This window comes from Burkholderia sp. AW49-1 (genome assembly GCF_053427845.1).
In genome coordinates, this window is sequence record NZ_JBSAXF010000019.1 from 1 (window position 1) to 15,371 (window position 15,371).

Genomic DNA, 15,371 nt, shown 5'->3' on the forward strand with positions numbered 1-15,371 from the left:
CTTACCCCTGCGCCTGTCCTTCGCGTAGCGTGCTTTCGCCACGGCGAAAGCGCCGCGAACGCTGGAGACGCCACCGACGATCCTGCGTCCATCCCATTGACCGAAAGGGGGACGCAGCAAGCGATCGCAATCGCCCGGCGCTTTGCCTCTCCTCCGGGCATCGTGATCTGCTCGCCCTTCTATCGCGCACAGCAAACAGCCGCTCCAACGCTCGGTCAATTTCCCTTGACGCCGTGCGAGACATGGCCGATTCAGGAATTTACATATCTCGCGCCTGCGAAGTGTGCGGGCACATCGGCAGCACAGCGTCGTCCGTGGGTTGAAGCGTACTGGGATACGTCCGATCCGACGCTCGTGGACGGACCAGGGGCTGAATCATTCGCAACGTTCATCGAACGTGTGCGGGCCGCGTTGAGTCACCTCACGAAACTCCCCTGCTCGTCAGATCTCACGGCGGCGATGTTCGGCCACGGTCAGTTTTTCCAAGCGATGCGATGGTTGATCGAGACTGGCGCTCCAATCATCGATGCCGATGCCATGCGAGCGTACCGACTGATCGATCAGCGAAGCCCTATGCCCAATGGGGGCGGCTTTGTCGCGACGTTCGACGGTCGGTTATGGGCGCTTGAACAGGACTCGCCGATACGCTGACCAACTACCGCCCGGCCACCAGCTCAGCCCTAGCTCCACTTTTTCATGTTCACGAGGAATGTTCACAACACGCAATTGCTCGAGCTCGGATTTTGTGAACAGCGTGCGTGCGCTGAACAACTACCGGGCACTGGCACGATGCGCTGAAGAACTACCGCAGGCCGACCACAGTTCCGCGAGTCCGGCCAGTCATCAAATTGCGACAGCGCAAATTTCTTGCGCTGTCGCAATTTTTTGAGCGGATCGGCTACCTTGTCGGCTCGTCAGGTCCACGCTTGCCGCCCGGTACTGTCGACCGCTGGATTTCAACGTGCCGCACTCGTGACTTGCCAGGACGATCCCCGGCAGTCGGTTCATATGAAAGCTGAACGGCCGGCATCTGCTTTACTAGGTTCACGATTTCTACGGCCAGCGCTCGATCACCTACGTCCTCTGACTCGGCCATGGCACGCGCTATCGCGCCATATGCTCGTATCACTTTTTTGTCCGTCTCGACACGTATGCGGCGCGCTTCATCGCGCATCGGGCTGCGGGGCCGTTCAGGTACCACATTGCGCTTTTCCCGCATGTTCATCACTGGTTGAGGTATGGCCCGCTTCGTTACGCCGCGCGCCTGCCGACGGGTCGCATTTGCTTCCACGCCGTGATCGCGCAAATGCGAGGCGAACGATTCCCGCCAGTTTTGCAAATCTGCCTTTCGCGGATTGAGCCTCGTACCATCTTTGGATCGAGCGACAACGCACAGATGAACATGCGGGTGCGCTTCATCGGTGTGGCATGCGAATACATAACGGAAATTCTCCCCAAACTCCTCGGCAGCAAAGGCGCGCACTGAATCGTGAACGGCAGTTCTATCGGTGCCGGGCGGCATCGAGAACACGACATTGAAAGCCTCCCGGACGCGGCTCTCTTCCGGAATGCCGAATCCACCGTACTGAAGTTCCTTCTTGAGATAATTGATGTCGTCGCGGCCAATTAGCCGGTCGCCGTCCTGGTTTTCAAGCGACACCTCGCCATTGCGCGATATGTAGTCGAGATGAGCTCGAATCGCCCTCATTCCGCGGCCCCCACCGCTGATCTTGACGACCACTTCAGGCACCTTGCGCGTGGTTGCAACGAGCATCTGCCGAATCCTGGCTACGCCTGTCGGCCGGGTCCGTTTGCTGGGCGATCTCCGCCAAGGCGCGAGTGTCACTCCGGTGGCTGCTTTACGTGGTCGGACGACATGGGTGTCGTCACCGAACAACTCGTCGCCCCACGTGCGTAGTATTCCGTTTACGTAAATCTTCGGTTGAGTCACGTTCCCCAGCTCCCCGCCCCAGCGTTATCGAGTTCGCCCGCCAGATTCGCGCGAATGCAGTCAGTCCCTGCGGCCCAGCAGACGTTCATAGGTAGCTCGCTGGTATGCAGGGATTGGTGAGCTGGTACCTCCGGAAGATCTCGACGAAGGCTTCCCTCCATCGGATACGGATCCGCCGTTTCGGGGCTGAATCTTCGGAGGCAGTTGGGGCTGGTCACCACCATTCCCCCCGAACCCTAGGCGGCCCAGGACCGCTCCGAGTGCCATGGCCGCAGCACCTGAAACCGGAGCGCCGCCGGAGATCCCCGCCGCGACTCCCGGAAGCTGGATAATCAGGATGTTGATTCCCCCTGTCAGAGCCAGTAGGTTCATCGCATCCCCTAGTGCATTGGCTGTTGTAGAACTCGCGATCATTTGGTCGAAGAACGTCTTGTAGATCGACAGGCAGATCGCCGCCGCTGCCGCCAGGAGGAAAATCAGAAGACTGTAGTTTGCGATCTTTGATGTCCATCCTTCGGCGAATCGTCTCGTTGGCACAAAGGCGAAACACGCAACAAACAACGGACCAACGGCTAGCATGAGAGCCAACGCGACTTTCGCAAGCAGTAGAAAACCTGCGATGACGAGTTCGGCCGCCGCCGCCGATACACCTACGATCAACGCGGAAACGAGATCGGCATATCCACCTGCCGGAAAAAGATTGGTCCCTCTTTCCCAATACATCTGCATGAGCTGGAATCCCTTGGCATCAAGCTGATCGACCGCAGAAAACACGTTGCTCGTCGAACCCGGCATTACCGTTTGCACCAGCCCAGTTGTCAATCCGTTGACGAATTCGACCACGTAGGCCTGATAGGCACCCGATCCCAACGCGACCGCGAGTATCGCCGACACCTTGAACGCTCTCTCCGTAAATTGGGGAACCGGCTCGTGGACTTCGCCGCGCATCACCGTCCACCCATACATGAGAATCCAGATCGTCACCGCCGCCGTCACGCCGGGGATGATCGCGCTCGCAATCGATGACGAAATTTCGGTCACGTATTTTGAAATTGCGTTGTCGATTGATCCGGAAACAAACTGCCAAAGCTGACCTTGATCCATCGTCACTCTCCTTACTTGTTCCAACCGAATTGGCTAGCAGGTATGGGCGCGAGGTGGTCCTGCGCTCGTTCTTTGCTGGATTCGTTGCTCTCCTTCTGACATGCGGTGAGAGCAACAATCATGATGCAGATGAAAAGCAGTTTCATCGAACATCCTCCTCACTGGCGCGGAGTCCCACGTTCGCGCGCCGATAGCCGACAACGAACGTCACGAAAAGCGCTGCAATCACGTACAACCCATCGTTGTGGGCGAAGCCGAAAAGCTGGCGAGCCCCCAGCACAAGCAGCGCGATGTATGCGAGCATCGACGCGAGATCTCCGACGAAATAGATAGGTGTATGGACGAAGTAGCCGAGCAACTGGCGATTTCTGACGAGGAAGCTCCAGTCGAGGCAATGGATATAGAACAGGAAGCTTGAAACCAGAAAAATGAGAATCCAAAGGGAGATCATGGCCGGTCTCCCGGTTGAGCGCCCAGGGGGCGCAAGGGGCGCAGCCCCCTTCTTGCAGACCTAGCACATTGGAGCCTCGCAGGGCGAGGCTCGTCCGCTCGGTGAGGCATCAGATGACAATCCCAAACGCCAAGGTCAAGCAAGACGTTTTCGAAATCGAGATCAACGTCCAGGTCTAGCAGTTCCTCCGCGCACTCCTCAATCGATCTAAACCAAACTGCGCCGCCGTTTCGAAAAACAGGCACGGGACCAGATGTGGTTATCACATACAGGCCCAACCCGCGATACTTATTCGCTCGAATCAAAAGTGTGGGCATTGGCTCAATGCGACACGAAGCCGCGCGCTTGGGCGTAGTGATTTGATTCTTCCGAGCGGCCAGTGTTTTCAGGTCAAGCCATCTGACGCACTGCTGTAGCGACATGCTTCCCTCCATAGCTAACGTGTCCAACGTTCAACATTCGCTCGAATGAGCGTCGAAACTTCCACGGTGTGTGCTTCAACCCGCGTCGTAAGCGATTCGATAACGGTCATCAGGTCTTCGCTCCGGCTCTCTCGTGTCGAATTCACAATCCTCGCGATCTGGTTCAAGTTGCGTCCCATTGCGAGAAGCAGGCTATTCGAGCGAGAAAGCTGCTCAAGCTCGTACTGTCCAAATTGCGGACCATTGGCCAGTTGCGCGCGGATCACCGCCACTATCCACGCATTCACGGAAAATCCGGCATCCGTTGCCAGCCGCACTATCTCGTGATGCTCCGTCTCTGTTACGCGTATTTCGATTCGTCGCTTCAAGTCACCAAGCACGGGTGGTGCTGGATCGGCAGCAACTACTTCGGACGAGACGCTAGACACCAGTTTTCGGATCACCTGCCTCGTGGCGTCGCTCCTCGAAACGCCCCGGTCTTTGCAGTACCTTTCCCATCTTTCGTTAAGGTTTCCTAAATTAACACTGAGAATATTTCCCTTCGTCATGATCTGATCGTTAGGCAGCGCCCAACGCCGTTTCTCTATCGTTTCGCGACACTCAAATCTCTGATCTTCTGAAGTTCAAGCGTAGCCACGTCAGACAGGAGCCGCCCCGGAGACTCGGATCGAACTGACGCCATTGAACTGCCGTTACAACTACTGTTAGAGATATTTTTATTGTTACTGTTAACGACGCGAAATCCAGATACGCTATCCGGTGTCTCTGGATAGGGTATCGATACCGTATCCGGCACACCACCTGTGGATAAGTAGTTATCCAACACTTTTTGAACGTCGATGGACACGCGCGCGCGAAGATCTGCCACAAAAGAAAGCCACCATTGCGATGGCATTGCGTCGATTTGAGCAAGCGCTCTACCACGCAACTTTGGAGCCAGAGCCATTTGAGGCGAGTTGTGCTCCCACCACGTCCTGATCCATACATAACTCGTCGGCTCATCAAACGAAACCAGCCCCTTGTCGCCCAAACGGCGAACAACGGGCAGGAACTGTTCTGCCGTCCACCCCATTTCCGCGGCCGAGATTCGAGCCACAATCGGATAGACACCGATGATGTTGCTACTTGGCGACGTGAGCAAATACAGCAACGTCGCCTTGTCTTCTTGAGTAAGGTCCGCCACTTGGGGAGAGCGCCAGAAGTTGGCGTCATCTATAGTTCGTTGACGCCCCATCACTGAGCCTCGTCAAGAAATTTGGCAAGCTCGGTTGCCTTGAACATCACGCGACGTCCGAGCTTTACTTTCGCCGGCCGCAGCCGCGCAGCGAGCTCATTGTCGGTGTTGAGGGTAACGCGAAGTCCCTCGACACTTCGGTTTAGGAGTTCAGAACAATCCTTCAGCGAGAGCAATACGCCATACCGCTTGAGCAGCATCTCTTCGGTGGTCATCGTGGAAGCAACCTTTGCGCAATGAAAAGGACCGACTCATAATGAGTCAGCGTGGCTAGATTCACTAAATTCAGTCATATTTTGACTATTTATAGTCGTTATACGAACATTTTGGATAGATGTCAACAACTATTGAGGATCGGGTCATCTTGCTTCTGAAAGAGCAGATGAGCCCGGAAGAACAAGAGGCAGCCGGCGAAGGAACGCTTGTGTCGTTGTGGCGCCAGTGGCGGTCGCCGCCCTATGCCGGCAGAGGCTTCTGGGAGAGACTTGCTGAACTCACCCATACCCCGTCACAGCGGTGGAGGAGCGTCTTTACCCGTCGTCAAAAGCCAACGCCCGCAATGATCCAAGATCTAGCGCGCCTATGGCCTTCGTATGCCTTCTGGCTCGTCACAGGCATAACTGACGCTGTCAACGGCCATATCGCGCCCATGACGGCCTTGACATTCCCTGAACGGGTTTATTCGGAAGATGGTTCAAGCCGTTCGTACTTCCAGCAGTCGTTAGAGCTTTTTGACCGTCTCTTTGTGGAAGGGCAGGTATCCGAGGCAGACGATGACGCGCGCCTGGAGGCAGCGGAGAGAAACCGCTCACTTGCTCACTGGATCGGCGGAAAGTTAGTCAACACTGCGTACAAATTGGCTCGCAGTGAAGAATATGCTCGCGCCGTAGCGATCTGGGAACAGCGCGAAAACACGCGCTCCAAGCATGTTGGCATGCTGACGGGAACCTACCGGCCGTGGGAAGAGAAAGAACGAGAGCTGGCAAAGTCCGGCATGCTAACGCCCATACTTGGGGCCGATCAGCGCTCGGCCCATCAAAGTAACTGGGACTTGTTTTACAAGCCCCCTCCTTCGGGCAATTAAGCATCGTCGGACACGTCTTCTGTGGCCGCCAGCCGATCTAGCTTTCGGACAAGATCTTCGCCACGAAGATGTGTGTAGCGCTTCAGCATCTGCATCGATTGGTGTCCACTTATTGCCGCGACCTCTTGGTCGCTCAACCCCATTTCGACAAGACGGCTGACAGCTTCGTGGCGTAGGTCGTGGAAATGTAAGTCCGCTAAGCCAACGGTCTGCACAACGCTCGCCCAGAGCTTCTGAAACACGTAAGGCTTGCGCTTTCCGTCTCGCCCCGGCTCTCCGAAGAACACGAGATCGATGCCAATCGGTCGTATAGGATTGTCCAGCGCCGAGCGCAGGATTTCGACCGCCACGCGAGTCAACGGAACCAAGCGCGCGGAGCCATTCTTAGTGTCCTTGAGGGTGACAACCCGGCGGTTCAAATCGACTTGGGAGCGACGCAACCCCGTGATCTCGGATGAGCGCATGCCGGTTTCGACGGCCAGCCGCACAATCCATCCGAGCATCGGATTGCTATGTGCGTCGGCGGCGGCAAAAAGCCGCTGCTGGTCCTCCTGCGTCAAGCGCCGATCCCGGCCAGCGCCGGGGCTCGGCTTTCGAATGTTGGCGACTGGATTGAACGTCAGGCCGATCCCCCACTCCTGAATCGCAACCCGGAACAGATGCCCGAGCATTGCCAGCTCGATGCGCACGGTGTTGTTCGATTTGCCGGCCGCCAACCGTTCGTCGCGGTACTTGGCGACGAGTTCAGCACTGACGGCCGCCATCGAATACTTCCCGAAGAACGCAGCCAAGTGCTGCGAAGTAAAGCGCTCGCTGCGCTGCGTGGTCGCCTTCTTGGTGATCGACACCTCCTCCATATACCGTTTCAGTGCGGCCGACACCGTGAGTTTTTCGGAGGGAGCACGCGACAGGTAGACACCCCGAACCATCTCATCTTCGGTCCGGCGCGCCCAATCCTCGGCGTCACGTTTAGTGCGGAAGGTCTTGGCCGTAGTCGGCCAACCGATTTTGCGAATGACTGCCTTCCACGTGCCGGAAGGCGTCTTGACGATGGTTGCCATGTACCTGTTCTGAGAGCTGACTGTACCGAAAATGTACTTTTCAGCACCCAGAAAGCACAAGGGGTTACGTTAAACCCACGTAACCCCTTGATTTTATTGGTGCCGGCTGCAGGACTCGAACCCGCCACCTGATGATTACAAATCAACTGCTCTACCAGATGAGCTAAGCCGGCGTAAGCGCGAGATTCTACCTCATTTCACGATCTTGAGGCGAGGTCTGCTGCCGCCTTTCGAACCATCGCCGTCGGTTTTCGGCGGTTCATCGGCACCCTCGGACGGCTCTTCGTTCGCGCCGTGATCGGCAACCGGCGTCAGCACCGCAGGCGACTCGTCGCGTTGCGCATCGTCGGCCTGCTCGGCATCGTCCTCGAACGCACCCGAATCCGCGCCTTCGCCCGCCACCGCATCGACCTGGAATGCCATCCCCTGCCCGTTCTCCCGCGCGTAAATCGCGAGCACGTTGGCCACCGGAATCTCGATCTTGTGCGCCTTCCCGGAGAACCGGGCGGTGAACTCGATCCACTCGTTACCCATCTGCAGCTGGCTCGTCGCCTCGAAGCTGATGTTGAGCACGATCTCGCCGTCACGCACGAACTGACGCGGCACGCGCGTCGAGTTGTCGACCCTCACCGCGATATGCGGCGTGTAACCGTTATCGGTGCACCACTCGTACAGCGCGCGCAGCAGATAAGGTTTCGTTGAAATCTCTTGCATCACAATCCTCGAACCCGGAGCGGGCACGCGGCACGCCGCGCGCCCGCTCCGTCATGCACTCATTGCACCATCAACGACGCATGACCTTTTCGGACGGCGTCAGTGCTTCGATATAGGCCGGACGGCTGAAGATCCGCTCGGCGTACTTCATCAGCGGCGCGGCATTCTTCGACAGCTCGATGCCGTAGTGATCCAGACGCCACAAGAGCGGCGCGATCGCGACGTCGAGCATCGAGAACTCCTCGCCGAGCATGTACTTGTTCTTCACGAAGATCGGCGCGAGCTGCGTCAGGCGATCGCGGATCGCGAGGCGTGCCTTCTCGTGGTTCTTCTCCGCTGCCTTGCCCTTTTCGTTCTCGAGCGTGCTGACGTGAACGAACAGCTCCTTCTCGAAGTTGAGCAGGAACAGGCGTGCACGTGCGCGCTGCACCGGGTCGGCCGGCATCAGTTGCGGGTGCGGGAAGCGCTCGTCGATGTATTCGTTGATGATGTTCGATTCGTACAGAATCAGGTCGCGCTCGACCAGAATCGGCACCTGACCGTACGGGTTCATCACCGAGATGTCTTCCGGCTTGTTGAACAGGTCGACGTCACGGATCTCGAAATCCATGCCCTTCTCGAACAGCACCAGCCGGCAACGCTGGGAGAACGGGCAAGTTGTGCCGGAATACAGAACCATCATATTTGCGTTTCCTCAAAAAAGCCGAGGGCCGGCACGCGGCGCAACCCCTTTCACGGGTTCCGCCTTGCGCCGGCCCCACGCCGGTCAGGCGTGTTTACTTGATATCTTTCCAGTACGCGGCATTGAGCCGCCAGGCCAGGAAAGTCAGGACACCGAGAAAGACCAGCACCCACACGCCGAGGCGCTTGCGGGTCTGCTGGGCCGGCTCGGACATCCATGTCATATAGGCCACCAGGTCGGCCACCGCAGCATCATAGTCCGGCGACGACAACGTCCCCGGCGTGACCTGCTGGAAGCCGACGAGCGTGTGGACCTTCTCGCCCGTCTCCTCGTCCGTCTTGTCTTCGAATTTGGCAGTGCGCTGCCCCTGCAGTTGCCACAATACATGAGGCATGCCGACGTTCTCGAACACCGCGTTGTTCCAGCCGCTCGGCCGCGTATCGTCGCGGTAGAAACTCCGCAGGTACGTGTAGAGCCAGTCGCGGCCGCGCGCCCGCTCCTCGACCGACAGGTCGGGCGGTGAGGTGCCGAGCCAGTTCTTCGCGTCTTCGGGCCGCATCGCGACGGACATCGTGTTCCCGACCTTGTCGGTCGTGAACAGGAGATTCGTTTCGATCTCCTTCTGGGATATGCCCAGATCCGTCAGACGGTTGTAGCGCATCAGGTTCGCGCTGTGGCAGTTCAGGCAATAGTTTACAAACAATTGCGCGCCGTGCTGAAGCGAAACGAGATTTTCCGTGTTATCGGGCGCCCGGTCGAGCGGAAAATTACCTTCCGCGCGCACGGCCGGCGCCGCCAGCAGCGCCACGGCCGTCGCCCCGATCAGCGCGAGCGTCGAAAGCAGTTTCTTCATGTCGTTCTCTCCTCGCTCACGTTAATGGGGCTTGAAGCGCACCCGTTCCGGCGGCTGCTTGAACGTGCCAAGCGGCGTCCAGACGGGCATGCCGAGGAAGAACGCGAAGTAGATCAGTGCGCAACCCTGCGCAATCAGCGTCGCGACCGGCGATGGCGGCCGTGTGCCGAGGAACGCGAGGATCAGGAACGCCGCGACGAAGATCCCGAGGAACACCTTGTGGAACAACGGCCGGTAGCGAATCGACTTCACCGGGCTGCGGTCGAGCCACGGCAGGAAGAACAGCGTGATCACCGCGGAACCCATCACGACGACGCCCCAGAACTTCGATTCCGTCAGGAACATGAACACGACGATCGCGGCGGCCAGCACCGGCAGGCCGACCTTCCACTTGCCGCGCGCGCGGATCAGCGCGAGCACGCCGAGCAGCGCGATCACGACCATCAGCACGATCTTGAACGGGTCGGTGGTCGCGCGCAGCATCGCGTAGAACGCGGTGAAGTACCAGACCGGCGCGATCTCGGGCGGAGTCTGCAGCGGGTTCGCCGGGACGAAGTTGTTCGACTCGAGGAAGTACCCGCCCATCTCCGGCGAAAAGAACACGATCAGTGCGAACACCATCAGGAACACGCAGACACCGAAGAAATCGTGCACCGAGTAGTACGGATGGAACGGGATGCCGTCGAGCGGAATGCCGTTCGCGTCCTTCTTCGCCTTGATTTCGATGCCGTCCGGGTTGTTCGACCCGACTTCGTGCAGCGCGACCAGGTGCGCGATCACGAGGCCGACCAGCACGAGCGGAATCGCGATCACGTGGAACGCGAAGAAGCGGTTCAGCGTGACGTCGGACACGACGTAGTCGCCGCGGATCCACAACGACAGGTCCGGGCCGACGAACGGGATCGCCGAGAACAGGTTCACGATCACCTGCGCGCCCCAGAACGACATCTGGCCCCATGGCAGCAGGTAGCCGAAGAACGCCTCGGCCATCAGGCACAGGAAAATCGCACAACCGAAGATCCACACCAGCTCGCGCGGCTTGCGGTACGACCCGTACATCAGCCCGCGGAACATGTGCAGGTACACGACGACGAAGAACATCGATGCACCGGTCGAGTGCATGTAGCGGATCAGCCAGCCCCACGGCACCTCGCGCATGATGTACTCGACCGACGCGAACGCGAGCATCGAATCGGGCTTGTAGTTCATCGTCAGGAAGATGCCCGTGACGATCTGGTTGACGAGCACGAGCAGCGCGAGGGAGCCGAAGAAGTACCAGAAGTTGAAGTTCTTCGGCGCGTAGTACTCGGAAACGTGCTTCTTCCAGGTGGCTGTGAGCGGGAAGCGCTGGTCGATCCAGCCGGTGAGACCTGTCGTGGAGACTTCTTTGTTGTCGGCAGCCATCACGCTTCTCCTTTCTCGTCCTTGCCGATCACGAGGGTCGTCGCCGACGTGAACATGTAGGGCGGGATGTCGAGATTCTGAGGCGCCGGCTTGTTCTTGAACACGCGGCCGGCGAGGTCGTAGGTCGAACCGTGGCACGGGCACAGGAAGCCGCCCGGCCAGTCGTCCGGCAGGTTCGGCTGCGGACCCGGCGTGAAGCGTTGGCTAGGCGTGCAGCCGAGGTGCGTACACACGGCCATCACGACGAGAATGTTCTTGCGATCGGCCCGCGAGCGATATTCGTTCGCGCAATACGCGGGCAGCGGCATCGTATAGGGTTTTTCGGAGGTCGGATCGGCCACTTCCTTGTCGGCCTTGACGACGTCGGCCAGCATGGCGTCGGTACGGTTCAGGATCCAGACCGGCTTGCCGCGCCACGGCACGGTGACCATCTCGCCGGGCTTCAGGCCGCTGATGTCGACCTCGACCGGAGCGCCGGCTGCTTTCGCTTTCGCGGACGGCGCAAGCGACGCCGCGAAAGGTATGACGGTGGCTACGCCTCCCACGCCACCTGCTACGGATGTCGCAATCAGCCAGGTACGGCGGCCGCTGTCGACGCGTTTTTCTTCCTTGTCTCGCATCACACGCCCCACTTCTGAGTTGGATTTTCCGTCACGACTTTTCATTCCGCCGCTAGTTTGCGCGAATGGAGTCGCCATTTACAAGGCCCGGAGACGAAAATCCCTTCGAAGTAGTTGATAGTTAAGGGTTTTCCCCCACTATCGGAGCAATTAAATCATTTCTCTTTTAAGCGTCCGCTACATTGTGAAATTTCGATGCGCCGCCGCAAATCCGTCGTTCAGACCGGATTATGAATATCGATAAAAAGGTGTTCGATATCGAATTCTTCGGACAAGTGGGCGCCAAGCGCCTGGATTCCGTAGCGTTCGGTCGCATGGTGCCCTGCCGCAACGAACGCGACGCCGCTCTCGGCCGACGCGTGCGTGACGGCTTCCGACACTTCGCCGGTCAGGAACACATCGGCGCCGGCGTCGATCGCGGCATCGAAATAGCTCTGCGCGGCGCCCGTGCACCACGCGATGCGGCGCAGCTGCATCTCCGGATCGCCGAGCACGAGCGGCGTGCGGCCGAGCGTGCGCTCGACCTTCGCGACGAAGTGCTCGAGCGTGACGGGCATCGGCAGCGTGGCCATCCAGCCAAGATCGCCGTCGCCGAAACGCTGCTCGCCGATCAACCCGAGCTTCTCGCCTAGCTGCGCGTTGTTGCCGAATTCGGGATGCGCGTCGAGCGGCAGGTGGAACGCGAACAGGTTCAGGTCGTTCGCGAGCAGCAGCTTCAGGCGCCGGTACTTGCGGCCCGTGATCTGTGGCGCCTCGTTGCGCCAGAAATAGCCGTGATGGACGAGCACCGCATCCGCCCCCCATTCGAGCGCGGCCTCGAGGAACGCGACCGACGCCGTCACGCCGGTCGCGATCTTCTCGATCTTGCGACGCCCCTCGACCTGAAGGCCATTCGGGCAATAGTCCTTGAAGCGCGCGGTTTCAAGGGTATTGTTCAAGTACAATTCAAGTTCGATCCGATCCATATAAACCTCTAATCCATTCAGATGCTTAGACGCTTCTGGCTGTTCTTCGCGCAGGCGGTGACCGTACTGCTCGCGCTGATGTTCATCGTCGTGACGCTCAAGCCGCAATGGCTGCAACGGCAAGGACAGCTCGGCAAGCAGCTCGCCACGCCGATCGTCGCGCTGCGGGAAGTCGCGCCGGGCATCGGCGGTGCACCGGCGACCACGTCGTACGCGGAGGCCGCGCAAAAAGCGATGCCCGCCGTCGTCAACGTCTTCTCCAGCAAGGATGGCTCGCTGCCGCCCGATCCGCGCGCGAAGGATCCGCTGTTCCGCTACTTCTTCGGCGACCGCAACGCCCGCAAGCAGCAGGACGAACCTGCCGCCAACCTCGGCTCCGGCGTTATCGTGAGCCCTGAAGGTTACATTCTAACGAACCAGCACGTCGTGGACGGCGCCGACCAGATCGAAGTCGCGCTCGCCGACGGCCGCACCGGCACCGCGAAGGTGATCGGCAGCGACCCGGAAACCGATCTCGCCGTGCTGAAGATCAACATGACGAACCTGCCGACGATCACGCTCGGCCGTTCAGACCAGTCGCGGGTCGGCGACGTCGTGCTCGCGATCGGCAACCCGTTCGGCGTCGGCCAGACGGTCACGATGGGGATCATCAGCGCACTCGGCCGCAATCACCTCGGCATCAACACGTTCGAGAACTTCATCCAGACCGACGCGCCGATCAACCCCGGCAACTCGGGCGGCGCGCTGGTCGACGTGAACGGCAACCTGCTCGGCATCAACACGGCGATCTACTCGCGCTCGGGCGGCTCGCTCGGCATCGGCTTCGCGATCCCCGTGTCGACCGCGCGCACCGTGCTCGAAAGCATCATCACGACGGGCTCGGTCACGCGCGGCTGGATCGGCGTCGAGCCGCAGGACGTCACGCCGGAAATCGCCGAATCGTTCGGGCTCCAGCAGAAGTCGGGCGCGATCGTCGCGGGCGTGCTGCAGGGCGGCCCGGCCGACAAGGCCGGCATCAAGCCGGGCGACATCCTCGTGAGCGTGAACGGCGACGACATCACCGACACGACGAAGTTGCTGAACACCGTCGCGCAGATCAAGCCGGGCACGCCGACCAAGGTGCACGTCGTGCGCAAGGGCAAGGAGTTCGACGTGAGCGTGGTGATCGGCAAGCGCCCGCCGCCGCCGAAACAGACGCTCGACGAACAGGACAGCGACAGCGAGTGACATCCGGCGGGCGGCGTATCGACGCCACTTGCCGGTCAACGATGGAAATGCAAAAGGGCAGCCTGATCGGCTGCCCTTTTGCTTTGCTTCGAAGATCCTTCGTCGCGGTGACGAAGCTGCGTTCGCCCCCGCCGCCTGCACCGCCCCCGATCGCCCGTCCGGCTTCAACGTCGTCGAGGGACCGCATCGACGGCGCCCCTCATGCCGGCCGCCGCGTGCCGCGTTTCATCAGCTTGCGGCGCCGTTCTCCGCCTCGGGTTCTTCCGTCGGCTTCGGCACGAAGAATCGCGCGGCCAGCAGCCCGATCTCGAACAGCACGACGAGCGGCAGCGCGAGCATCAGCTGCGAGAACACGTCCGGCGGCGTGACGACCGCCGCGACCACGAACGCGCCGACGATCACGTACGGCCGCATCTCCTTCAGCTTCTTCAGCGTCAGCACGCCCATCCGGACGAGCAGCACGACGACGATCGGCACCTCGAACGTGACCCCGAACGCGATGAACATCCCGAGCACGAAGCTCAGGTAGTTGTCGATGTCGGTCGACATCTCCGCGCCGAGCGGCGCGTTGTAGTGCGCCATCACGCGGAAGATCGTCGGGAACACGAGGAAGTATGCGAACGCCATCCCGCACAGGAACAGGACGTAGCTGCTGCCGACGAGCGGTGCGACGAGCTTCTTCTCGTGCTGATACAGCCCCGGCGCGACGAACGCCCAGATCTGGTACAGCACGATCGGCAGCGCAATCACGAGCGCGACGAGCATCGTGACCTTCATCGGCACGAAGAACGAGCCGGTGACGTCGGTCACGATCATCCTGCCGCCCTTCGGCAGGTTTTCCATCAGCGGCCGCGCGAGCAGCCGGAAGATGTCGGGCGCCCAGTACACGAGCCCGAGGAACACGACGATCACGGCCAGCCCCGCGCGAATGATGCGATCGCGAAGCTCGACGAGATGGGAAATGAAGGTTTCTTCCGGGGCGTCGCCCGGATTCTGCTGGGGGTCGCTCACACCGGCCCTCGGTAGGATTGACGAGCGAGCATGCGCTCGGCTCAGAAGAAGCGCGTCGGCCGGCGCAGGCTGGCCGGCTGATGGCGCGCGACACGCGCGGCGCCCGACTGCACGTGCGTGCGGCGGGTCGTCGCGCGCTTGTACCAGACAGGCGTCGCCGCCTGTTTCACACGCCAGTTGCGACGCTTCGGCGCGAGCGCGGCCGTGCTGCCGCGCCACGACGGCGCCGCGGGCGTGTCGGAGCCGTACGTGCCGGCATCGACCGAGCCTTCGTTAAGGCCGCCGACCGCGGAATTCCACGTGTCGTTCAGTTCCTTCTCGTGCTCGCGCAGGTTGTCGTGAATCGTCGTCTCGACATTGCGCGCGGCCGACTCGAAATCGGTCTTCATCGTCCGCAGCGCGTCGAGTTCGATTTCACGCGAGACCTCGGCCTTCACGTCGTTGATGTACCGCTGCGCGCGGCCGAACAATGCGCCGGCCGTACGCGCGACGCGCGGCAGGCGCTCGGGGCCGAGCACCACGAGCGCGACGACGCCGATCAGCGCCATTTTTGAAAGACCGAGATCCAGCATCGCGAATGCCTGTCAG

The 15,371-nt window shown here is 60.2% G+C and carries 18 protein-coding genes and 1 tRNA gene; 3 read left to right on the plus strand and 16 right to left on the minus strand.

Annotated elements, in window-relative coordinates; all coding sequences use genetic code 11:
* Window positions 1–651, plus strand: a 651-nt coding sequence (locus ACV22W_RS24095; RefSeq protein WP_448022204.1) for a histidine phosphatase family protein, incomplete at its 5' end; no start/stop codon positions are given.
* A gap of 247 nt (window positions 652–898) precedes the next feature.
* Here the strand turns inward: ACV22W_RS24095 and ACV22W_RS24100 are convergent.
* The 6 genes from ACV22W_RS24100 to ACV22W_RS24125 form a co-directional block, all read right to left on the minus strand.
* Window positions 899–1,774, minus strand: a complete 876-nt coding sequence (locus ACV22W_RS24100; protein WP_448022205.1) for a relaxase/mobilization nuclease domain-containing protein — start codon at window positions 1,772–1,774, stop codon at window positions 899–901.
* A gap of 237 nt (window positions 1,775–2,011) precedes the next feature.
* Window positions 2,012–3,055, minus strand: a complete 1,044-nt coding sequence (locus tag ACV22W_RS24105; RefSeq protein WP_448022206.1) for a type IV secretion system protein — start codon at window positions 3,053–3,055, stop codon at window positions 2,012–2,014.
* 142 nt (window positions 3,056–3,197) lie between these two features.
* Complete coding sequence (locus tag ACV22W_RS24110) at window positions 3,198–3,506, minus strand: hypothetical protein (RefSeq protein WP_448022207.1); 309 nt, start codon at window positions 3,504–3,506, stop codon at window positions 3,198–3,200.
* Between the two features lie 436 nt (window positions 3,507–3,942).
* On the minus strand, window positions 3,943–4,476 hold the full coding sequence (locus ACV22W_RS24115; protein ID WP_448022208.1) for a plasmid mobilization protein: 534 nt from the start codon (window positions 4,474–4,476) through the stop codon (window positions 3,943–3,945).
* A gap of 35 nt (window positions 4,477–4,511) precedes the next feature.
* Complete coding sequence (locus ACV22W_RS24120) at window positions 4,512–5,162, minus strand: hypothetical protein (protein ID WP_448022209.1); 651 nt, start codon at window positions 5,160–5,162, stop codon at window positions 4,512–4,514.
* Window positions 5,162–5,377: a DNA-binding protein gene (locus tag ACV22W_RS24125; protein ID WP_448022210.1), complete on the minus strand. Its 216-nt coding sequence runs from the start codon at window positions 5,375–5,377 to the stop codon at window positions 5,162–5,164. Before ACV22W_RS24125 ends, ACV22W_RS24120 begins: the two co-directional genes overlap by 1 nt.
* Before the next feature lie 119 nt (window positions 5,378–5,496).
* On the opposite strand from ACV22W_RS24125, the gene ACV22W_RS24130 reads away from it, so the two are divergent.
* Entirely contained in the window at window positions 5,497–6,246 is a 750-nt protein-coding gene (locus ACV22W_RS24130; protein WP_448022211.1) for a hypothetical protein, read from the plus strand.
* Here the strand turns inward: ACV22W_RS24130 and ACV22W_RS24135 are convergent.
* From ACV22W_RS24135 to ACV22W_RS24170, 8 genes are all read right to left on the minus strand, one after another.
* Window positions 6,243–7,307 carry a tyrosine-type recombinase/integrase gene (locus ACV22W_RS24135; protein ID WP_448022212.1) on the minus strand — a complete coding sequence of 355 codons (1,065 nt, stop codon included), beginning with the start codon at window positions 7,305–7,307 and terminating at the stop codon, window positions 6,243–6,245. The genes ACV22W_RS24130 and ACV22W_RS24135 overlap by 4 nt on opposite strands.
* Before the next feature lie 97 nt (window positions 7,308–7,404).
* Window positions 7,405–7,480 (minus strand) — tRNA-Thr (locus ACV22W_RS24140).
* Window positions 7,481–7,499: 19 nt separating this feature from the next.
* Window positions 7,500–8,021: a ClpXP protease specificity-enhancing factor gene (locus ACV22W_RS24145; protein ID WP_448022213.1), complete on the minus strand. Its 522-nt coding sequence runs from the start codon at window positions 8,019–8,021 to the stop codon at window positions 7,500–7,502.
* A 70-nt stretch (window positions 8,022–8,091) separates the two neighbouring features.
* Complete coding sequence (locus tag ACV22W_RS24150) at window positions 8,092–8,703, minus strand: glutathione S-transferase N-terminal domain-containing protein (RefSeq protein ID WP_006400565.1); 612 nt, start codon at window positions 8,701–8,703, stop codon at window positions 8,092–8,094.
* 94 nt (window positions 8,704–8,797) lie between these two features.
* Window positions 8,798–9,556, minus strand: a complete 759-nt coding sequence (locus ACV22W_RS24155; RefSeq protein ID WP_059535662.1) for a cytochrome c1 — start codon at window positions 9,554–9,556, stop codon at window positions 8,798–8,800.
* A gap of 21 nt (window positions 9,557–9,577) precedes the next feature.
* Entirely contained in the window at window positions 9,578–10,960 is a 1,383-nt protein-coding gene (locus tag ACV22W_RS24160; protein WP_448022214.1) for a cytochrome b, read from the minus strand.
* The gene (gene petA, locus ACV22W_RS24165; protein WP_059820894.1) at window positions 10,960–11,580 is read right to left on the minus strand and encodes a ubiquinol-cytochrome c reductase iron-sulfur subunit; all 621 of its coding nucleotides are present in this window, start codon (window positions 11,578–11,580) and stop codon (window positions 10,960–10,962) included. Before petA ends, ACV22W_RS24160 begins: the two co-directional genes overlap by 1 nt.
* Before the next feature lie 218 nt (window positions 11,581–11,798).
* Window positions 11,799–12,545 (minus strand): Nif3-like dinuclear metal center hexameric protein, encoded by a 747-nt coding sequence (locus ACV22W_RS24170; RefSeq protein ID WP_448022215.1) that lies wholly within the window; start codon window positions 12,543–12,545, stop codon window positions 11,799–11,801.
* Between the two features lie 21 nt (window positions 12,546–12,566).
* Between ACV22W_RS24170 and ACV22W_RS24175 the strand changes: the two genes are divergently transcribed.
* Window positions 12,567–13,772, plus strand: a complete 1,206-nt coding sequence (locus ACV22W_RS24175) for a Do family serine endopeptidase (RefSeq protein ID WP_059535654.1) — start codon at window positions 12,567–12,569, stop codon at window positions 13,770–13,772.
* Between the two features lie 228 nt (window positions 13,773–14,000).
* Here the strand turns inward: ACV22W_RS24175 and tatC are convergent, their stop codons facing one another.
* Together tatC and tatB are read right to left on the minus strand one after the other, a co-directional pair.
* Window positions 14,001–14,783 (minus strand): twin-arginine translocase subunit TatC, encoded by a 783-nt coding sequence (gene tatC, locus ACV22W_RS24180; protein ID WP_044845948.1) that lies wholly within the window; start codon window positions 14,781–14,783, stop codon window positions 14,001–14,003.
* 41 nt (window positions 14,784–14,824) lie between these two features.
* On the minus strand, window positions 14,825–15,355 hold the full coding sequence (gene tatB / locus ACV22W_RS24185) for a Sec-independent protein translocase protein TatB (protein ID WP_059535650.1): 531 nt from the start codon (window positions 15,353–15,355) through the stop codon (window positions 14,825–14,827).
* Window positions 15,356–15,371 lie beyond the last annotated feature (16 nt).

Bases quoted from the DNA above. Each gene is read 5' to 3' on its own strand.
- ACV22W_RS24100 (WP_448022205.1), bottom strand. From the start codon at position 1,774: ATGCTCGTTGCAACCACGCGCAAGGTGCCTGAAGTGGTCGTCAAGATC.
- ACV22W_RS24105 (WP_448022206.1), bottom strand. From the start codon at position 3,055: ATGGATCAAGGTCAGCTTTGGCAGTTTGTTTCCGGATCAATCGACAAC.
- ACV22W_RS24110 (WP_448022207.1), bottom strand. From the start codon at position 3,506: ATGATCTCCCTTTGGATTCTCATTTTTCTGGTTTCAAGCTTCCTGTTC.
- ACV22W_RS24115 (WP_448022208.1), bottom strand. From the start codon at position 4,476: ATGACGAAGGGAAATATTCTCAGTGTTAATTTAGGAAACCTTAACGAA.
- ACV22W_RS24120 (WP_448022209.1), bottom strand. From the start codon at position 5,162: ATGGGGCGTCAACGAACTATAGATGACGCCAACTTCTGGCGCTCTCCC.
- ACV22W_RS24125 (WP_448022210.1), bottom strand. From the start codon at position 5,377: ATGACCACCGAAGAGATGCTGCTCAAGCGGTATGGCGTATTGCTCTCG.
- ACV22W_RS24130 (WP_448022211.1), top strand. From the start codon at position 5,497: ATGTCAACAACTATTGAGGATCGGGTCATCTTGCTTCTGAAAGAGCAG.
- ACV22W_RS24135 (WP_448022212.1), bottom strand. From the start codon at position 7,307: ATGGCAACCATCGTCAAGACGCCTTCCGGCACGTGGAAGGCAGTCATT.
- ACV22W_RS24145 (WP_448022213.1), bottom strand. From the start codon at position 8,021: ATGCAAGAGATTTCAACGAAACCTTATCTGCTGCGCGCGCTGTACGAG.
- ACV22W_RS24150 (WP_006400565.1), bottom strand. From the start codon at position 8,703: ATGATGGTTCTGTATTCCGGCACAACTTGCCCGTTCTCCCAGCGTTGC.
- ACV22W_RS24155 (WP_059535662.1), bottom strand. From the start codon at position 9,556: ATGAAGAAACTGCTTTCGACGCTCGCGCTGATCGGGGCGACGGCCGTG.
- ACV22W_RS24160 (WP_448022214.1), bottom strand. From the start codon at position 10,960: ATGGCTGCCGACAACAAAGAAGTCTCCACGACAGGTCTCACCGGCTGG.
- petA (WP_059820894.1), bottom strand. From the start codon at position 11,580: ATGCGAGACAAGGAAGAAAAACGCGTCGACAGCGGCCGCCGTACCTGG.
- ACV22W_RS24170 (WP_448022215.1), bottom strand. From the start codon at position 12,545: ATGGATCGGATCGAACTTGAATTGTACTTGAACAATACCCTTGAAACC.
- ACV22W_RS24175 (WP_059535654.1), top strand. From the start codon at position 12,567: ATGCTTAGACGCTTCTGGCTGTTCTTCGCGCAGGCGGTGACCGTACTG.
- tatB (WP_059535650.1), bottom strand. From the start codon at position 15,355: ATGCTGGATCTCGGTCTTTCAAAAATGGCGCTGATCGGCGTCGTCGCG.